This is a genomic window from Pseudomonas poae RE*1-1-14 (assembly GCF_000336465.1).
Classification (GTDB): Bacteria; Pseudomonadota; Gammaproteobacteria; order Pseudomonadales; family Pseudomonadaceae; genus Aquipseudomonas; species Aquipseudomonas poae.
On the sequence record NC_020209.1, the window covers coordinates 1,984,974 to 2,004,117 of the forward strand.

The following is a 19,144-nucleotide window of genomic DNA, read 5'->3' on the forward strand; positions in this document are numbered from 1 at the left end:
TGAATGAATGGATCAGATCGCTGTGGGCCGGTTTCTAAGCTGGTACACAGAAATTCTGATGCAGTCGGGCGCCGATTGATTGGACATGCTGGACAGCATTTTGCAAATTATTGTCAGGTTGCGCTCAAATCGCGGACAACAAAAAGCCGCGCGGATGCGACACGAAAGCAGTCATATCCGCACGGTTCGCTGAACCCGGACTCAGCGCCCGCGACTTCTGTAGGTGCTCGGTGTCAGCCCCGTCTGCTTTTTGAACGTCTTGGAAAAATGCGCCGAGTCGGCAAACCCCCAATAGCTGGCGATCTCGGTGATCGAGCGATGCGAGCAAACGGGGTCGCGCAAATCCTGCGCCGCCTTCAACAGCCGCTCACGCATAATGTACCGGCAAACACTGTCGCCACTGGCCTCGAACAGCCGGTAGAGCTGGCGGCTGGAAATGCCAAGTTCCTCGGACAACGACGCCGGCGACAGCCGCGGTGAGTCGAGCCGCTGCTGGATGACCGATTGCACTTCATGCAACTGCCACCCCGGCGAGTGGTCGCTGGCGCGGTACTCCATCACCGACTCAAGCAAGGCAACCAAGGCTCGTTGCACGCCGTCGCCATCCTGCGGGCAAGACCACTGAGCCAGCTCGCCTCCAGCGACCTGACGCACCAGCGTGCCAAGCAGTTGACCACAACCCCCCGTAGTCGACAGTTTGCCGAAGCGGGCGCGCTCCAGGTCCTTGAACAGCTCACGCGGCAGAGGGATCGACACATGGGAAAACAACCCCTGGGGGATCATTCTTACCCCCTCGGAAAAGTCGAGCAAAGCAAGGTCACCCGCCCGCAGGTCAACCACCCGGTCCCCCAGTTCAATGGCCATTGAACCCTGCTGTTGTAACACAAGGAAACACCGGCCCACTGAATCGCGCCCGCTTGACCGACTATCCATGGCAATCACATGGGCATTGCTGCGGATGTGAGCAACAGCCGTGCTGCCTATCAGTGTTTGTTTCATTTCCCCGATGAAAAGGCTCTGGCAATGGTCATAGCGCGTTTCGAAACGACCGCAAGCCGCGTTCACACTTTCGTTCCATGCCGACAACGCTTGACCATTCATCATATTCTCCCAGGGACACGCCCACTATTAGTGCGCTTTTCACGTGATTCAGGTAACAAAAAAATCTTACTTTTAATGATTAAGCACAGAGCGCGCCAACTCGCAAAAAAATCAACTGGAAGGCCGTGGTTTGCCTGCTGTTGCCAAACCTTTGTGCAAGGGCGCCAGCCCATATAGTTCGCAGACCAGGCCCGATAGCCTGTGGTGTCGACCACGCGCTGCGAAATCCAACTTCAGCGCATGACTCAAAGGCCAGTCGGCGGCGTTGTACTACTGGCTGGCGCCCAAGCGCATGATCAAGACCATGGCGCAGGCCACCGGGGAGTCTTACAAAGAGCTGAATGCCGATGCCAGCGAACGCCTGGCGGCGTTCGTCGAGGCTCAGCGCAGCAGCGCAGTGCGCGCTGAATAACAGGTGGTCGCCTGCTTCACAGTCTGGACATGACTGCGGTGTCTGAATCCCTGGCGCGATTGAACGCCAACCGAGCTCTCAACACCGCAGCACCATAGATGGCCAGGACCGCAACCGAACAGGCGCCAGAGAACACGAATACCGCTGAGTAGCCAAACGCCTCGATCAGGAACCCACCGATAGCTGGCCCGAATGCCGCACCGAGAGACAGGCACAGTGCGCCCAACGCGACAAGCTTGCCCGACAGGTCGAACTCGGCCATGACGCCAAAGGTGTAAGCCAGCACGAAGCTGATCGAAAACAGGAAGCAAATGACCCCTACGACATAGGTCGTCAGAGAGGAAAACTGCGCCAGCGCCACCAGGCCCAGCAACTCCGCGAGTATGATAACCGCCACCGGCATGAAGCGCCCCACCTTCAGGCCGATTGCCGACGCGATGAAACCACCGCCTGCATTGATCAAAAAGCCCAGGGCCAGCACCATCCCGATGGTATCGGAGCTCAGTCCGGTCTTTTTCCCCATCAGTTCGAGAAACGCCCACACCGACATGATGCCGGTCAGGAACACCAGACTCAACCACACGATGGCGCGACTCTCAGTACTGGCAATCTGGACAGCAGCATCGGACGCATCCAATTGGCGCTCGCTGCGACGCGGCACCCAAGGCAGCGGCAGAATGCCCATCACCACCATGGCAAGGGCGATGGTGATCAACATGCCTTCAAAGCCCCACACCGGCGCCACCGCCACTGGCAGCAGGATGAGCAGGAAGGCGCCCGGTACCGTCTCGATACCCAGCTTGAAACCAAACGCACGTTCGGGCCGAGAGCTGTCACCGAAAATCGTCATGGCCAGGGCATACAAGGCGCCTGTCCCGGCACCCGCCAAGGCCATGATCACCTGCAGCATTTCATAGGAAGGCTCGCGCAAAACAAACAACACCGCGCCCACCACCAGCGCCGACGACAACGCCGAAATAACCCGCCAGCTGAGCCGGTGAATCCACAGCAATGACGCCAGCCCGAACGCGCCGAATCCCAGGTTCATCGCCATGGCGAGGTTACCCAGTTGGTGCTCGCCCAGCCCGAATCGCTCGGCAAACGCTCCAAACAGGACCGGCAGCACGTTCAATAATAGTGCGCCCGCCCCCGAGACCAGCCCTGCACACAAGTAAACGGAAGTTTTATCGATCGGATTTTTTTTGTAATTTTCATTGAGGTATCCCGGCTTGATGAACAGAAGTCCACGTTTGCTTAACGACGGCCTACACGGTAGGCATTGAGTTGGCGAGAAACCTTGCCCAGAGAGCACAGCACTGCCCTGAAACGATCCTTGCCGAAAATACGCTTGCGCGGAATTGAACTCATCGCGTCCCAGGCGGGCGAGCCACCGCTCATGCCGTCGGCGATGACTCTGGCGATCACCTGGCTGGGTGTGACCCCGAACCCGGAATATCCCTGCACATAGAACACATTCGGATGCTCATCCAACGTGCCGACCTGCGGGAAGAGGTTCAACGAGCAATCCATCGGGCCGCCCCAGGCCAAATCGATTTTGGTGGTGGCAAGGTAGGGAAACAGTCTCAGCATCTTTTTATGGTTCCACGCCTTCAGGTCCAGCGGGACATACTCGAGCAGCATGCCGGCGGTGCCGTACATCAGCCGGTTATCCGCGGTGATCCGGTAATAATCAATGATCGGCGTGATATCGCTGAAGGCGCCACGGATCGGGCTGATGCGCTCGATCATTTCATTGGTCAGCGGCTCGGTGACCGTATTGATTGCGTAGACGTTGATGGTGGAGTTGTCGAGCGAGCGGTCCAGCTTGTTGAGAAAGGCCCCGCACGCAAACAGCAGTTTGTCGGCCTTGACCGACCCTTTTGCGGTTCGCGCGGGGACTTGAGTCCCATAGTTCACCTCAAGCACAGGAGACTGCTCGAAAATCCTGCTGCCATGGATTTCAGTGAATGCCTGAGCCTGCCCCGGCAGCAGGTTCAGCGAATGGATATGCCCATTGCCCATATGCTTGAGCGCGCAGGTGTAGATATCGGACCCGACGATGCTGCGCACTTCGTAACCTTCCAGGTAAGTGATTTCTTGATCCGGATTCAGGCTCTGGAAACCCTTGGCCCAGGACTGCAACAGCTTCCCCTGGCGCTTATTGAAGCCCAGGTAACCATAACCGTGCCGAAAATCTGCCTGGATGTCATACCGCGCGATGTGTTGCTTGATCAGGCTTGCACCCAGGTCGCTGATCTCGAACATTGCCTTGAGCCCCTCGGGGCCGACGTCCTTTTCGATATTCTCCAGATCATGGCCGATGCCCGCCATCTCGTGGCCGCCGTTGCGCCCCGAACCGCCGAAGCCCAAGTAATTGGCTTCCAGCATCACCACGTTGGTGATACCCCGCTCGGCCTGCTCCAGCGCCGTGTTGATACCCGAAAAACCGCCCCTGATAATCACAACCTCTGCCTCGATATCCCCTTCGAGATCCCGATAATACAGATCGTATTTACGGGTCATGGTGTAGTACGAAGAAGGGTTTTCCAGAGACAACGACATACCAGACTACCTTTTTATTATCAGGGCCTATCACGCCTACAGTGTGTAGCGGATTTGCCTGGCTGGCATGTCCAGTATTGCCGAATTCTTGGTCAGGGCTGACAACTCAACTGCCACCGGACTCAAGCTTGCATTGCGACCGCCCGAGCAGGCAGGCGACGGCTCACCGCATAAGCGACGAGACTACCCAACCCGCAACACCCCACCACCAGGCACATCGGCCACGCGGTGCCATCAGCCAACTCGCTGACCCACACACTGGCTAGCGCGCCAGTGGCAAATTGCACCGAAATCCCCAACGCCACGCTCGCGCCGGCCCGGCGTGGAAACAGCGTCATCAGGCTGGCCATGCAATTGGCGCCGATCAACCCGGTCACACCCATGTACAGCGCCATGCAACACACGATACTCGCCAGTCCACCCCATTCGGTATAGCCGACCAGCATCAGCCCCAGCCCTGCCCCGCTGACCAGCACCGCGCCCACGCCGAGCATGCGTTGTGGCCCATAACGGCCGACCCAGCGCGCATTGATGAAGGTCACCAGGATGATGCCGAGGATGTTCAAGGCGAACAATGCGCTGAATACACGAGGCGAGGCACCGAAATACACCACGTACACGAAAGGCGAAGCGGTGATAAAGGCGAACATGCCGCCAAAGCCCAAGGCCATGCACAGGATCAGTGCCACCGCCCTGGGCTGGCGGGCAATGGCAAGGTAGGCCGCGAAAGCCGCCGCCACGGACGCGCCGCGATCCTGTATCGGCAGGCTTTCCTTAAGCGTCAGGGTAACCAGCAACAGGCACAGGCTGGACAGGATGAACAAGGTCGCGAAGATCGTGCGCCAACCCTGGATCAGCACCAGCCTGGTGCCGATCATCGGCGCGACCAGTGTCGCCATCATCGTCAACACGTGCATCCACGACAGCACTTTGGCGGCCTCCACCAGGCCGACCATGTCCCTGGCAACGGCGCGCGCCAGTACCAGCGCGCCCGCGCCACCGAGCGCCTGGAAAAAGCGCCAGGCAATCAATTGTTCGACGCTGCCGGCAAACAGGCAACCCAGGGTCGCTGCCGCGTACAGCACCAGGCTGCCAAGCAGCAGAGGGCGTCGGCCATAGCGGTCGGACAACGGGCCGTAGCACAACATGCCCAGGCACAGCCCGGCGAGAAACGCGCTGATGGTGTGTTGCACCTGCGCAGTGCTGGTCGACAGGTCCTCGGCGATTTGCGGGAAGCTGGGCAGGTAAGTGTCAATCGAAAACGGCCCGAAGGCCGTCAATGATGAGAGCAATACAATCAGGCGTGCCCGCGGGTTCATCGACCGGAAATCGCGAGTCTGTGAAGAAACTCGATGACCAGGCGGTTGAGGCCCGCGCCCTGGTCGTCGTGCACATAATGGCTGGCGTCCGCGACTTCGGCGGTGCGCACCTGCGCATTGCAGTCGCGCATGGCTTGCAGGGTCGCCGCCGGCAGAAAGTCCGAGCGCAGGACATGCAGGTTCAGGCCTGCTCGAGTGGTGAAGAAACTGCTGGCTGAGTGCATAGCTTCGCTCCGCTAATCTGCGTAGGAGCGAGCAACCTCGCTCCTACAGTGGCATGAGGTTTGGGTCAAATCAGAAACGATCGAAGCGATACGCGCTCGGACAAGTAGATGAAGTCTATGTTTGTGGTAGTGGACATTATTATTCTCGACTGAAGGAGGTATCGACTGCTCCCACGCTATCGAGGTCGAGTATCGGCGTGCGGTTGGTGACGGTATTGTAAATTTCGGACATCAAGCTTCAAGCCGGCCCTCGGCGTTGGCGCGAAATGATGCTCGATGTCGCGGCGACGCTGTCAGGAAAGTCGATGGGGCTAAAATCGTGAGTGCTCCAGACGAAATAGTCTTGGGAAACGCAACGCCAGAATAAAGCGGCCAAGAACCGCTCAAAAAGAGTGGCTGTCTAAAAAGGGTGCCCTCGGGAACGAGGGCACCTCCACCAAGGAGCAAAAGTGGAAACTATTCCAGGCGCACGGATGAAACGCTCTGCCGGTTTCTAGTGCTGACTGCGTTATTTACGTCATGCTTTTCTTTGATCAAGCTAGATCTCGCAAGAAGTACAGAACGTTTGCCAGGCAAAACTCGGCGATCCGACGGTGAGCTATGGCGTGTGCAGGGATACAACTTTATCTAAACGGCGAGGAACAAAAACAGGTTACATCAGTCACCTGCCAGGTATCAAAATGTCGTAGAAAACACCAACTGGGTGTACACATTTGTATCGTTGTTACCCAACTGCGTCCCCCCCTTCTCTGCGCTCTTGTCTGGCTGGTAGATGCCTAACAACGGCAAAACGGTCAAGTGCTGATTAACGCGCCATTCGGCATACAAGTCGATTTCATGACCATCGGTGTTACTCACGTTACGATCGATGGTGTCGTAATTAAAGTACATGGCTCCGAGGGTCAGGCTTTCCAAAGGATTGACCTTGAACGTAACATTCTGGATACGAGCGTTATTGTTGAAGGGGCCGGCATAGTTACTGGCCACTTCACCCTGGAACCATGTGCCGTAGCCACGACCCGTCCCATAAAACAAGGTGTCATAACCTTCTGAAAAGCGGCTGTAGCGATAGCTGGCGCTCGGCCTCCACGGAGCATCAGCAAAGGTCCACCCTGCTTCCAGATACCAAGCGTCCTCATTCGCCGCATTCGGTTTGTTTTGCCTGGCGTATTCACCCGACAAAAACAGGTTTTCCACGCCAGCATTACCCACTGCGCGCACGCTGTAGGTCTTCATGCCTTCACGCTCAAGCTGCAGGGGCGAAGCGTACTGTTCAGCGATTTTCGTGGTGTTGATGTACGTCAGGCCAACCGTACCGGCTGCAGCCACGTGTTCCAGCGTACCGACGTACATCTCGGTATTGGCCTGAGAGGGGTTATCGGATTTAAGCCACATCAGATCGCCACGCCAGCCCTCTTTACCGCCAATGCGCAACACGGCTGTCTTATCGAACGCTTTGCGGGCAGCCACGTAGAAAGCACCTCCACGATTGTACTGTCCGTCGCCGAGGCCGCGACCTGCACTGAAGGCATCGCCCTGAATAAGGAAGCCGTCGCCCACTGCAATATTCTGTCGACCGAATGAAAAGTCGATGCCGTCTTTGCCAAGGACTTCAACCAGGTTGCCCGAGCGCCATCCCAAATAAGCATCTTCAATCTTGGTGGTGCGCTCAGATCCATCAGTGTAGCCAGCAGCGTCCCCGTCCCCCCAAGTGGCCGAACTGACCAGTGAGAAGGCACCATAGGCCGTCCCTGCGCCTCGCAATCCCTGATCGCCGCTCACGCCGTACTTGATGTAGCCCTCTCGCCATGAGGACGCCCCCTGTGTTAACCGGCCAGAGGCTGGATAACTTTCACGACTGTGGAAAACGCCAAAAACCGCATCCAAGTTAGCATTGAGATGGGTGTCATCTCGGGAAAAAAGCTCATAAGCGCCCGCGGGAGTTGTTGCATTGAACAGTGCAGCGAGGGTACAAAAGTGAAGCAGGGAATATCGACGCATGGTTGCATTTCCATTTTTTTTATTGGGTTAAGCGATACATTAAATGGGCTATTCCTCACCTGCATTTAAATGCCGCCAGGATTCTGCAGTCGTTGGGGTAGTCAATGCGAGCTACCGATTAATAGTTGCGCAGTCTATGCTTTAAACATCTGTTGCGTTTTTTTAAATCTTCACCTCCTCGCGATATCTTGCTTGAATACCTCTCTAGCAGGCCTAACATGAGCATTATTATCTGTACAACAATCGAGTCTGACGTGCTTTTTCTGTAGAGCCTGCGCCACGTATAAGAAGGGCTAAAAATTTGAGTATGCTGACCCGACAGAAAACACCCGCCTCTACAGAGACTGATATTTAAATCTATAACCGACACCCTCAGTAGACCCTGTTCAACCCCGACAAAGTGCCTTCCGATCAAAACGCTTGGCGAGTGTCAGAAGGCACCACTGTTATAGTCGGCAGAAACAGTTCGGACACTCCTCGTCTTCGGCACCCGAACTGTTAACTTAAAGTATATAACCTATCCCAGCGAGCGCGTCGTCAGCGTTGATCAAACGAATCAACTTACGCTGAATCTTGAAAGTGTCACTGACGCGTTCAAGCTCGTAGACGATGTCCGCGCTGTAATGTTTGAGCGAGTCCTTACGGAACTCGCGCACGTTTTGCGCGCAACGGACCGTCACTTTTTCATCGCTTTCGAACAGCACACGAAAACGTGACAGGGTGCGCACGGTACGCGGCTGCGGGCTGGTGGAAATCGAATCACCTCCGGTCAGACGCTGGATTCGTAACTGACGCATGTGATGATTGTCATAGGCGTAGTTGAGGGTGTTTTCGAAGTCTTCTTCCTTGGGATTGATCGGGATAATGTAAGTACCCTTTTCGTTCCACAGGCTCAACCAGGTGTCGAATTCGCCATGGTCGAGCATGTCGCCTTCAGCCCAGATAAAAGCGGTGACTTGGTTCAGTAATTGCAGGTTCATTTACTTAGTCTCTGCCGTCATCATCTTTTTCCACTGCTGGTAAGCAGCGCGCATGCCGGTCTCGGCGCTTACGTCGCTGACCAGCCCGTCTTCGGTCGGTTTCTCACCCGGCAGGCCACGGTTCAACATGATCCACAGGTCTTCGCCAGCACTGGCGCCTTTCTGCACACGCTCCCAGGCTTCGGAATCGTCCGGAGTACCAAAGCCCATCGGACCCTGGAAGTGCTCATGCAAACGCAGGCGGTAGCGGTTGGCTATAGCAGGGCCGCCGTCCATGGTGATTACCGAGTGATGAATTTCTGTTTCTGTCACCGATATCGGTTGCAGCGCGCGGAAAAACGCCATGGAACAGGCAACGTTGGGGAACAGGTTAAGATTGAAACCCGAGCCACCGACAGCACGAACAATACGGCGCACTTGCTGCTCTTCGATACCGTCTTCGCGCAATTGCGCAGCAAGCTCCTCGAAGCGCTCCGGAATCGGTTTGTCGAGATCGGCTTCAAGATCCACCAGGTCGGGGATCATCACCATTACGCTGTGCCCGTTACCAAGGTCTTCGACGTAACCCGGCCCTTCAACGAAGTCGAACAGTTTGAGGGTTTGCTCATCAACCGATGCCAGGAATGACTTGTGCACCAGAGGGAAGTGGTAAGCGTCTGTGGTATTTTCCAGCTGGATTTTCCAGTTGCCCGGAAAGCGAAAACGGTGCTCGCCTGGGACCTTGATCGGGTAACCGGCGCCCTGCTTCATGAAAAGGTCGATCCATTTCTTGGCAGGCCCGAGGAAGTCGACCAGTGGTTCGATGTCATCCTTGAGCGTGGCAAACAGCATGCCCGCGTATTCTTCAACACGCAGGCTGACCAGAGGCAGCTCGCCCTTATCCAGGCAATCACCGTAGCTTTCAGGGCTCGGCACACCACGCAGTGAACCATCCAGCGCGTAACTCCAGCCGTGATATGGGCAGACAAAGCTGTTGGTCTTGCCCTTCTTGTGTTCGCATACCGTAGCGCCGCGATGGCGGCAGCGGTTGAGGTGCACATGGACCTGTTTCTTGCGGTCGCGCACCACGATCACCGGCTGCTTGCCGATGTAGGTGCTTTTGTAGCTGCCCGCCTCCGGGATCTCGCTGACGTGCGCGACCCAGACCCAGGTACTGTAGAAAATCTTTTCCAGTTCCATGTCAAACAGCTTGGCGTCGGTGTACAACGAGGTGTGCACGCGGTCGTGCTTGACCAAGCTTGCGGGCTCCATATCAAACCCGACAACGTTAATTAAATCGCTCACAATTAATTACCTTTCTATCGCAATGTGACGAGAGTCATTTTTAAATAACCTTAAGCCCGCACCCACAGCTCATCAACCGCCGACCGCGAGAGGTTTATTGTTTTAAAGACAACAAGCGTAAGCCCACCTGGATCAAGCTTAACGGCGGTTTAGGTAAGGCCTATATCATTTGATCCCGGAGGAGTCAGCTTTCCTGAAGCGCCCCTTGATTATCCCGTAGAGAAACAAGACAACCAGAAGTAATGGAGTGCCATTGACCCAGGCAGATTCACTGCCCGTTAGCATGCCGTAATTATCGTAGATAAGATAAACGGCAGTACTAAGACCCGCCAGTGCGATGAGTGGGCAGAGTAATGTTTTAAAATACCGTTTATCGTTGGCTTTTTTGAAGTGAACGACGACCCCCAATGTGACAAATGTCTGAAGCCCTATCAATCCAAGCGTCGACAATGCCACCGTTACGGGAAACAAAAATACAAAGGCGTCATAGCCCAGGGAGGAAGAGACGATAATGGTCAGCGCAACGAGCACGGTTACAAGAAGACTAGCATTGGCTGGAGATTTTTTCGTTTCATGAACATGTGAAAGCACATTCGGCAAGTGTCTGTCTTTGGCCAAAACTTGAACATAGCGCGTCGCAGCATTATGCAGTGACAACAAACAGCAAAAGTTGCTGGTGCAGAGCATGAGGGAAACAATCGTCGCCATCGTGCTACCCAGACGAGTCGTGAACAGATTAATGACCAACCCGCCCTTCGCTATTGCTGCCTCGTCCTTGATGGAGTCAAACCCAACCTCACCGATGATCAGCCAGATAATGATCAAGTAGGCGACGCCTACCAAAACGACCGCCAAACGAGTGGCATGCGGAATGGTTTTTGCTGGCTTCCTGGCTTCCATCGCATAAAGCGCGGCGGACTCGACACCGAGGAATGATGCCAGCGCCACCATGAGCCCAACCCCCAGCCCCGGCAACATTATTGCGTCTACCGAGATGGCTTGAACCGGGAAGGCGTTAAGACCTTTATCCAAGAATATGGAAATACCCAGTAGAAAAAGCACAAAGAACTCTGCAAGCACCAAAGGCACGAGGATCTTTGCGGCAAAATCAATATTCGCCCGACCCAGGTAACAGATCGCCCCCACATATAAGACGGTCCATGCTGCCCAGCCGATATCAATACCAAACCCTTGCAGGGTCATATTCGTGTAATACCCGGACGCCACAGCAATCGCCGTGGTAATCGCCAGATAAGAGGCTAAGGCAACCCATGCCGCCCCCGCTCCTACGCCCCGTCCAAAGATCACCGTGAGGTATTTGTAAAATGCGCCGGCCCCCGGGATCGCCCGGATTAATTCGCCATACCCTATCGAGAAAAAAATCATCAGAATTCCTGCCAGCAGGAATGCTCCGGCAAGGCCAGCGCCATTACCGTGCTCAAAAGCAATAGGGGCTGCGGTGAGAACCGCCCCTAACGGTCCTGCGGCTGCAATCACCAATAACGCGATTTTATAAGCACTTAGATTACCTTCTAATTGCTGGCCGCCTGCAGGCACATCTGCAGATAGGGGCTCGGATAGCTCTGTCATCCCAATTCTCCACTCTAATTATTTTATGAATAACGGAAATAAATCGATGCAGCAGCATCCTTGCGGACCAACGCGAGCGCTCCTCAAGCGCAAGCAATACCTGCGCGCTGCCCCTGAAAACCGCAGCCTGGCTATTCTTTATATCGCTCTCCACTCGTTGCCAAGTTCACCAAACGCTTATCTTGCCAAAAGGCGGGTACTCAGGAACTTGTCTTCGATGACACGATTCATGACGCCTATTCAATGAGGCATCAATGTGCAGTGTATATTCCTGGCCGTGGCAATCGGATTGAATCTGGTTCAAGCGTATCCTTCTAATTGTCGGCGCGATGTAGATTGCGCATCACATGTCGCCGGCTTCATAGCGGTGTACGGCCTACCGGTATCCTTGCAGTACTTCGCCGCGGAAACGATGACACCGTAAGCGACATTCGTTGTACAGATTGCAACGCTGCAACCTTTTGGGTGACATCCCTGATCAGGTCCTTGGTCGCCCGAGAAGGAACTGAGTCACTTTTTGCTTGCACCGCCTGCTGATTGCACCGCCTGACCCGCGTGCTTGCTGCGCTCGATGACGAACGCTGATTTATTCAAAGGAACGCACCAGCAATGGCACACAGACGTGCATCGTCACCCTTTGCTCCGATGAGTTGCAGGCCGGTTTTAATGGAGGAACCCGGATAGGGAATTGGCACACTCAATGCAGGGTGCCCGCTCAAGTTGAACGGCCTGAGGAAGCGCGTCAGATCGATCACCGATTCACCCTTGCACACATCGACCAATAGCGGTGGCAGACGAGGCAAACTCGGAAGGACGAGTGTATCGAAGCGTTCCAGCAAATGGTCTACCTGTTCGCTGAATGCCATGCGCACCGCATTCGCTGCTTGTACGGCCACGGAATCAGTGTCGGCCGCACGCAGTAACCTCGCCTCAATATCGGCACCCAGTAAAGCCTGGCCGGTGTAATGACTATAAGCAGCCCACGTTTCAGCATTAATGACGGTCAATGCAGCTTCGAATGCCTGATCAAGAAGCGGCAGCGTGACGACTTCCCAGGCCCAGCCGCGACGATTCATCTCGTTCCGTATGGCTTGCTCAATCGCAGGATCGCAAGAGACATTGACTAAACCTACCCGAAATTTCCCGAGAGGCTTATGCGCCGAGAAAGTTGAGTCCATTGAAGTCATCGCGGCCACGAGCGTCTCGAGATCACGAGCCATGGGTCCTACAACATCAAGAGAACTGGAGGCCGGATACACACCGTGACGACTCAAACGACCGAACGATGGCTTGAGACCCAAGACCCCACAGCAAGCAGCCGGCATGCGCACAGAACCTCCTGTATCAGTACCCAATGCCACATCCACATTTCCCTGAGCAACGATGACCGCTGAGCCACTGGAAGAGCCACCAGGTATCCGATCTGGTGCCTGTGGATTAACTGGCGTTCCAGCCCACTCGTTGATACCGGTCACACCGAAAGCCAGCTCATGCAGCACAGTCTTGCCAATGATTTGCCAACCATCGTCGAGAAGCGCCTTCACAACAGTTGCATGGTTTTGGGCTGGCGGGGCGTGTTCGAAAGCACGACTCCCACACCGTGTTGGCCAACCTGCCACATCCAAAGAATCCTTGATGGCGACCGTCCGACCTGGCCCCCCGATGCAACCTTCAATGACCAGCGGGCTCACAGTGACGCCCCCTGGACATTCTCGAGACGAAAGGCATCAACGCGTTCAGTTGAAAAAGAGGAGATGCGCCAGGCGTCTGCCTCCCAGAGAAATTCCACGCTGAGGGCGGCGACAATTGATCCTGATTGGCCAGACTCGTAGCGACTGAGTTGCTGCATTATCCATCGGCCTTTGGCTTGAAAACCATCGACAGATATCTGCTCACCGGAAAGAAAGTGCATATTTGACAGAAAGTGTGGAGCCGGCGGCAGGTAACTCATGAGCATCGCCACTATCGCTTTGCGTCCGCCTACACGACCAAACTTAAGGGCATACCGAGAACCGACCCCCTGCCAAACTGCGTCCTGGCAGAACAATTGGCCCAGCTCGCTTTCACGTGTTTCAGGCCCGGGAACGTCGCACAAAAACATATACCGATTCAGTAAATGGCGAACCGCAGATTCGGCCTCAAGTACCCGAATACGCTCTTCCAGCAGGGAAATGTCAGAAATGGGGGAAATCATGAAAAGGCTCCTGTCGAATCTGCAAAAACAAGACAAGGAAATTACTGACATAGAAATCGGGCCACAATCACAGCAACCAGGGATCATGTTGCTTTTTAGGCAATGATGTTGATCGGTGCTTGACCGGAATAGCCGCTATACCCTGCTAGCGCAAGCGTTGTCATTACCACAACAAGTGTCGCCTCGAATGTCATCGAGTTCAAAAAAACGAACTGTAGGATAAGCGTGGTCTGTTACCTAGTTTAGCTTGAGCGCCAGAACTCATGCCGAATGCTCCAAGGCTGATTTGGAGCAGTTAAGCGCCGAAAAAAGCGCATAACCGTCATGGCTCACCCGATTATTCGAAGGCCCTGCGATTTGGACCGTTCGATTCAGAATGACAACGGCGTTGAAGGTTAGAGCGCAACCGGTCAGATCACGTCCCCGCTGAGAAAGGTTCGTATCAGCGGCAAGAGCAGTATTTCAAAATGAGCATCAACGACTATGCACAACTTACCAAATATTGATTTCATTTACCTCTCCGAACCGGACATGATTCAGGCGGGCGTCACCAATATGGCAGCCTGCGTTGACACGATGGAAGAAATGTTTTCCCTGATGTACCACGGCGACTACAGGATGGCAGGTCCCAATAACAACTCCCACGGATCTGTGGTGGTATTTCCCGAAGACTCACCTTTTCCGGACATGCCCAAACCTACCCCCGATCGACGCTTCATGGCGATGCCTGCGTACCTTGGCGGTCAATTTCGAACAGCCGGGATGAAATGGTACGGATCCAACATCGCGAATAGAGAGAAGGGCCTCCCTCGCTCCATCCTTCTGTTCGTACTCAACGATGCCGATACGGGCGCTCCTCTGGCAATCATGTCAGCGAATCTTCTTTCTGCTTATCGAACAGGCGCCGTGCCTGGCGTAGGCGCCCGCCATCTGGCCAAAAAGAATTCGAAGGTGGTTGGCATCCTGGGTCCAGGTGTGATGGCGAAGACCTCACTTTCGGCATTCGTTGCCGAATGTCCTGAGATTGACACAGTTAAAGTCAAAGGACGCGGCCAAAAAAATATCGATGCGTTTACATCGTGGGTTCGTGAGACTTTTCCGCAGATTGTCAACATTCATGTGGTTGACACCAACGAAGCTGTGGTACGCGACTGTGACATCGTCACATTCTGCAATTCCGGAGCAATTGGCGATGCCTCTGCCTATCCTGTGGTGAAGCGTGAATGGTTAAGCCCTGGTACGTTTCTGTCCATGCCCGCCTTGACGAGTATCGATGAAGGCATGCAGTCACCCGACATCCGCAAGGTTCTGGACAATCCTTCTCTCTACCAGGCATGGCATGAAGAAAATCCCAAGCCAGTGCACAACATCGTGCCAGTAGTGGGCATCCAATTCCTGGATCTGATAGACGAAGGAAAAATGTCACCTGACCAGCTCGAGGATCTGGGCAAGATTGTTGTCGGTGAAGCACCTGGCCGCAAAAACGACGATGAAATCATCATCATGTCCGTCGGCGGTATGCCGGTAGAAGACGTTGCGTGGGGCACCGTGATTTATCGCAATGCCTGCGAAAAAGGCATAGGCGTCAAACTTAATCTCTGGGAAACCCCAACGCTAAGTTGATCCCGCACGGCCACCGCGCCTTCTGAGTTTTCATTGAATACCGGACACTCCACATGAAAGAAGTTATCGACGTTATTAAAGTTAAAACCGGATCCAAGTTTGAGGAGCTGGGTAGCTATTCGCGCCTCATCGCCGTCGGCGATCTGATTTTCGTATCCAATACCGCCGGCCGCAATCCCGCCACAAAGGAAATGCCCGAAGACCCGGCTGAGCAGACCCTTCAAGTCTTGGCCAATATAGAACATGCCCTTTCGGCCGTTGACGCTTCGCTTGGCGATATCGTTGCCGCGCGCGTGTTCATACCGTTTGCGAAGGACATAGATATCGTAATGGCCACCTACGCAGAAAAAATGCGCGGTATTAATCCAACGCTGACGCTGACCAGCCCTCCTCTGGGATCTGAGATATACAAAGTTGAAATTGAAGTCACCGCCTATCGCGGGGTCTCAAAGGCCAATGTCAAAGAAATCACGATTACTCATAACAATACGTGACACTTAGCAGCCTCAGGGCGTAGCGATTCAGTGCACTTTCGATAACGTATACAGTATCAAGGACAAGAAACTTGGCCCCCTCTATCTCTCCCGTTCAGACTTCTGTCGTTCTTCCTGCCGCCACGACAGTGGTGGTGATCGGAGGGGGCATTATCGGACTCACTGCGGCATTGTCGCTGGCAGAACGTGGCATCCCCGTCACAGTACTTGAAAAGGGCCGAATTGCTGGCGAACAATCCTCGCGAAATCTGGGGTGGATCAGGAAAATGGGGCGGGCCAAACTGGACCTCCCTCTTTCAATCGCCGCAGAAAAACTATGGAGCACCATGGCACAACGGCTCAATGCCGATGTTGGCTACAGACAGACGGGTATTTTGTATACCGCCAGCTCAGCCGGGGAAATGGCTTCACATCAAGAATGGTTGAACTCAGTCGCTGATGCCTCGCTCGACTCACGCCTGGTCACGGCGAGAGAAATCGTTGATATTTCTCCAGGGTGCACCGTCGATTGGGCAGGCGGAATTTACACAGCCTCTGATGGCCGAGCAGAACCTACTCTTGCCAGCAGTGCCATCGCACGGGCGGCTATCGCTAAAGGCGTTATCATCGTGGAGAACTGCGCGGTGCGAACGCTATCCATGTCGGCAGGCAGAGTAAGCGGTGTTGTAACCGAGCGGGGGGAAGTGCGTTGCGATAACGTAATCCTTTCCGGCGGCATGTGGTCAAGACGCTTCCTGGCTACCTGCGGTGTTCCCCTGTTGACGTTACCGGTAGTCGCCTCAGTCCTTCGAACGGCTCCTCTGACGATAGAGGGCATGACTGAAGTCGCAGTAGGCACTCCAGATATCTCTTTTCGCAAACACCAGGACGGCGGATACATCATCACGAACCGGGGAGCTTTCATGGTGCCGATCGTACCTGACAGCTTGCTGATCGGGCATCACTACTTTTCCACACTGCGTTCCCAATGGAAAAACATGAATCTTTCCCTGGGACGAGATTTCATGACAGAACTGGCCCTGTCGCGACGCAATTCTGACCAAGGTACCTCTGCTTTCGAGCAGAGACGGACAATAGACCCAAAGGTCAATCACGGACTGAATCGGGCTGCATTACGCAATCTCACTGAAGCTTGGCCCGCTTTTAAAAAAGCCACCATAGAGCTCGAATGGGCTGGCATGATCGATGTAACGCCGGACGGCCTCCCAGTGATATCCCCCGTGGATAAAATCCCGGGCTTGACGCTTGCTTCCGGATTCTCAGGGCATGGTTTTGGCACCTCTCCAGCAGCCGGACAACTGGTCGCTGATCTCGTCACTGGCGACACACCCATAGTTAATCCCGCACCGTATCACCTCAAGCGCCAGCACAGCTGATCAAGCCAGGAAATCAGGGGTACCTCCGCAATCAAGAGCTCCATAGAACGTTAAACGTGCAACCTGGAACCGCAAATTTCGGCGCAGACAGAAACGCCCCTTAGATCAAAAAGCTATAAAAGTATTGTAGGTCACTGACCAAAAAAACTAGCCCGCAGTATTGCTTCCCGGCATTCACTAGCATAGATTCGTCAGCATAATAAAAAACTTGATGATGCGAACCGTGCGAGGCACCCATGATGAATTCCCAAACTGAGCTTCAAGATCAACGCTTCAAGTATCTGTATTTGAGCTCCAGACTGGGAACCATGCGCGCGGCGGCCGAAGAGCTGGAGCTCGCCGTCTCCTCCATCAGTCGACAGATTGCGAAACTGGAGTCCGATCTAGGTATTCAGCTCATACAAGAAGGTACTCACAGGATCTGCCTGACCGCCGCTGGTCAGGCTGCAGTTGATTATTATGTTGAGCGTATGGGTCATCACAATCAACTTTTGAAAAAACTTGGCCAACTCAAAGAAGGATATTTAAATAGAACCAGCATTGCGGTGGGCGAAGGATTACTCAGTACTCAGGCCATAGGTGAGCTTTATCAATTTTTCAAAGCTAACCGACAATCGCACACTGAGCTGTTGATTGCGCCCTCTCACGAAGTTGAGCGAATGGTCGCTGAAGACGAAGCAGACATAGGATTGGTGTTTTCCCCGACCAAGACCACCAACATCAATAGGCTCCATTCTTTCGATCAACCCATGAGAGCTATTGTCCACCCCGACCATCCGCTGGCGGGCAGATCGATACTCAGTCTTCAAGACCTGGCTGAGGAAGATATTGTTCTACCCCCGCCTGAGTACCGGATCAGAGGAATTATTGATCAGTTGCAAAGTGAAAGCAGCGCTCACTTCCAGCCTTACATTACTTCAAACTCACTGAAGATAATGTTGGACCTCACGCGCAATGGCATAGCCTCGACAATACTCAGTGACTTTCCCGTCATTGATGAGTTATGCAACGGTACATTAAAAGCTATTCCTATCGATTATCACGCATTGAATGTAACACAAGTACAAATTATTTCGCGCCAATCCAGGAAGCTGTCCCCTCTTTCGCGTGATTTGGTGCATTACTTGGCAATGGCGATAAACGCACAGATTCGGCGCATCCGTGACTGCACCAGCAGAAATCCCAATAAGATTTTCTTGGTTCGGAAAAATGCCATAGCTACGGCAGTTGACTAGCCTCTTTTTTCTGAGCGATGTTTTCCATGATTCTCCATATGATGGATTTAGCGTCTTGAACTATTCGCTCATAATTCTGCGCATCCGGCCAATCCACCATGTAAAGCACCATAATGCCATCGATGTGTAACAGCACCTGGGTTGCGACCCGCTTGATGGTCTCACGCGATGCATCAGGGTAAACCCTGGTAAGGATTGTCGAAAATTTTCGCCTATTGACTCTGTACAGTTTACGCTGAAAAAGGCGCGCCTCTACATCCCGGAGTGCCATCCCCCAGAGCTCGACGAAGATAGCTGTAACATCCAGTCGCATGAGATCGCTAAACAAATAATCCAACACAGCACACATCTGTTGTTCGGGACTATTATAGGACTCCATCATGATGAGTTTATAATTTTTCAGATAGTCATTTACGGTATACCTGACCATCTCCAAAAATAGTTGATCTTTGGTCGGAAAAAAATATTGAAGATGACTCAGCGACATATCGACTTTTTTAGCCACGCTTCTCATACTGAATCCAGCATTTCCCGAGTCGAGAAATACCATCCTTGCCTCGACCAAAATAGCCGTACGTTTCTCTTCAGTCTTTTGATTGTTTTTAGCAACCCTCATTGAGAATTTCCTTTTTACCTAAAAATTGCAGAAATTATACAACACTCTTAATTCGCCTTAAAGACCATACTTGCTTGTATTCCATACAGGCTAGATATACCTGCCCGGTCAGATGCACTACTGTTTTACCCGA

The 19,144-nt window shown here is 53.8% G+C and carries 15 protein-coding genes and 1 pseudogene; 4 read left to right on the plus strand and 12 right to left on the minus strand.

Features of this window, described 5'->3' with window-relative positions; translation table 11 throughout:
* Window positions 1-201 precede the first annotated feature (201 nt).
* From feaR to H045_RS08900, 11 genes and pseudogenes are all read right to left on the minus strand, one after another.
* Window positions 202-1,101, minus strand: coding sequence for a transcriptional regulator FeaR (gene feaR / locus H045_RS08850; protein ID WP_015372116.1), 900 nt, complete (start codon window positions 1,099-1,101; stop codon window positions 202-204).
* A 428-nt stretch (window positions 1,102-1,529) separates the two neighbouring features.
* Window positions 1,530-2,825, minus strand: coding sequence for an MFS transporter (locus H045_RS08855; protein WP_244159690.1), 1,296 nt, complete (start codon window positions 2,823-2,825; stop codon window positions 1,530-1,532).
* Window positions 2,768-4,075, minus strand: coding sequence for an NAD(P)/FAD-dependent oxidoreductase (locus tag H045_RS08860; RefSeq protein ID WP_015372118.1), 1,308 nt, complete (start codon window positions 4,073-4,075; stop codon window positions 2,768-2,770). Before H045_RS08860 ends, H045_RS08855 begins: the two co-directional genes overlap by 58 nt.
* 122 nt (window positions 4,076-4,197) lie before the next feature.
* The gene (locus tag H045_RS08865) at window positions 4,198-5,394 is read right to left on the minus strand and encodes a multidrug effflux MFS transporter (RefSeq protein WP_015372119.1); all 1,197 of its coding nucleotides are present in this window, start codon (window positions 5,392-5,394) and stop codon (window positions 4,198-4,200) included.
* Window positions 5,391-5,561 (minus strand): annotated as a pseudogene (locus tag H045_RS08870) (alpha/beta fold hydrolase); the annotation flags it as partial. The gene H045_RS08865 and the pseudogene H045_RS08870, both read right to left, overlap by 4 nt.
* Window positions 5,562-6,293: 732 nt before the next feature.
* Window positions 6,294-7,619: an alginate export family protein gene (locus H045_RS08875; RefSeq protein WP_041931474.1), complete on the minus strand. Its 1,326-nt coding sequence runs from the start codon at window positions 7,617-7,619 to the stop codon at window positions 6,294-6,296.
* Window positions 7,620-8,122: 503 nt separating this feature from the next.
* On the minus strand, window positions 8,123-8,599 hold the full coding sequence (locus tag H045_RS08880; protein ID WP_015372122.1) for an aromatic-ring-hydroxylating dioxygenase subunit beta: 477 nt from the start codon (window positions 8,597-8,599) through the stop codon (window positions 8,123-8,125).
* On the minus strand, window positions 8,600-9,883 hold the full coding sequence (locus H045_RS08885; RefSeq protein ID WP_015372123.1) for an aromatic ring-hydroxylating oxygenase subunit alpha: 1,284 nt from the start codon (window positions 9,881-9,883) through the stop codon (window positions 8,600-8,602). It abuts the gene before it with no gap.
* 165 nt (window positions 9,884-10,048) lie between these two features.
* Window positions 10,049-11,473, minus strand: coding sequence for an APC family permease (locus H045_RS08890; RefSeq protein ID WP_015372124.1), 1,425 nt, complete (start codon window positions 11,471-11,473; stop codon window positions 10,049-10,051).
* A gap of 590 nt (window positions 11,474-12,063) precedes the next feature.
* Window positions 12,064-13,164: an amidase gene (locus tag H045_RS08895; RefSeq protein WP_041931475.1), complete on the minus strand. Its 1,101-nt coding sequence runs from the start codon at window positions 13,162-13,164 to the stop codon at window positions 12,064-12,066.
* Window positions 13,161-13,667, minus strand: coding sequence for a nuclear transport factor 2 family protein (locus H045_RS08900; RefSeq protein WP_015372126.1), 507 nt, complete (start codon window positions 13,665-13,667; stop codon window positions 13,161-13,163). The genes H045_RS08895 and H045_RS08900 overlap by 4 nt, the downstream gene beginning before the upstream one ends.
* 483 nt (window positions 13,668-14,150) lie before the next feature.
* On the opposite strand from H045_RS08900, the gene H045_RS08905 reads away from it, so the two are divergent.
* The 4 genes from H045_RS08905 to H045_RS08920 all read left to right on the plus strand — a co-directional run bounded on the left by H045_RS08905 (window position 14,151) and on the right by H045_RS08920 (window position 18,395).
* Entirely contained in the window at window positions 14,151-15,290 is a 1,140-nt protein-coding gene (locus tag H045_RS08905) for an ornithine cyclodeaminase family protein (protein WP_015372127.1), read from the plus strand.
* Window positions 15,291-15,343: 53 nt separating this feature from the next.
* A complete protein-coding gene (locus tag H045_RS08910) occupies window positions 15,344-15,784 on the plus strand; it encodes a Rid family hydrolase (RefSeq protein ID WP_003232737.1) in 441 nt (146 codons plus the stop codon).
* 71 nt (window positions 15,785-15,855) lie between these two features.
* A complete protein-coding gene (locus tag H045_RS08915) occupies window positions 15,856-17,160 on the plus strand; it encodes an NAD(P)/FAD-dependent oxidoreductase (RefSeq protein ID WP_015372128.1) in 1,305 nt (434 codons plus the stop codon).
* Between the two features lie 236 nt (window positions 17,161-17,396).
* On the plus strand, window positions 17,397-18,395 hold the full coding sequence (locus tag H045_RS08920) for a LysR family transcriptional regulator (RefSeq protein ID WP_236277690.1): 999 nt from the start codon (window positions 17,397-17,399) through the stop codon (window positions 18,393-18,395).
* On the opposite strand, the gene H045_RS08925 is transcribed toward H045_RS08920, so the two are convergent.
* Window positions 18,379-19,011, minus strand: coding sequence for a TetR/AcrR family transcriptional regulator (locus tag H045_RS08925; RefSeq protein ID WP_015372130.1), 633 nt, complete (start codon window positions 19,009-19,011; stop codon window positions 18,379-18,381). The genes H045_RS08920 and H045_RS08925 overlap by 17 nt on opposite strands.
* Between the last annotated feature and the right edge of the window lie 133 nt (window positions 19,012-19,144).

What these genes read in the sequence shown, in the direction of transcription:
- H045_RS08890 (WP_015372124.1), bottom strand. Translation starts at nt 11,473, where the DNA reads ATGACAGAGCTATCCGAGCCCCTATCTGCAGATGTGCCTGCAGGCGGC.
- H045_RS08925 (WP_015372130.1), bottom strand. Translation starts at nt 19,011, where the DNA reads ATGAGGGTTGCTAAAAACAATCAAAAGACTGAAGAGAAACGTACGGCT.
- H045_RS08905 (WP_015372127.1), top strand. Translation starts at nt 14,151, where the DNA reads ATGCACAACTTACCAAATATTGATTTCATTTACCTCTCCGAACCGGAC.
- H045_RS08910 (WP_003232737.1), top strand. Translation starts at nt 15,344, where the DNA reads ATGAAAGAAGTTATCGACGTTATTAAAGTTAAAACCGGATCCAAGTTT.
- H045_RS08860 (WP_015372118.1), bottom strand. Translation starts at nt 4,075, where the DNA reads ATGTCGTTGTCTCTGGAAAACCCTTCTTCGTACTACACCATGACCCGT.
- H045_RS08865 (WP_015372119.1), bottom strand. Translation starts at nt 5,394, where the DNA reads ATGAACCCGCGGGCACGCCTGATTGTATTGCTCTCATCATTGACGGCC.
- feaR (WP_015372116.1), bottom strand. Translation starts at nt 1,101, where the DNA reads ATGAATGGTCAAGCGTTGTCGGCATGGAACGAAAGTGTGAACGCGGCT.
- H045_RS08880 (WP_015372122.1), bottom strand. Translation starts at nt 8,599, where the DNA reads ATGAACCTGCAATTACTGAACCAAGTCACCGCTTTTATCTGGGCTGAA.
- H045_RS08920 (WP_236277690.1), top strand. Translation starts at nt 17,397, where the DNA reads ATGATGAATTCCCAAACTGAGCTTCAAGATCAACGCTTCAAGTATCTG.
- H045_RS08900 (WP_015372126.1), bottom strand. Translation starts at nt 13,667, where the DNA reads ATGATTTCCCCCATTTCTGACATTTCCCTGCTGGAAGAGCGTATTCGG.
- H045_RS08875 (WP_041931474.1), bottom strand. Translation starts at nt 7,619, where the DNA reads ATGCGTCGATATTCCCTGCTTCACTTTTGTACCCTCGCTGCACTGTTC.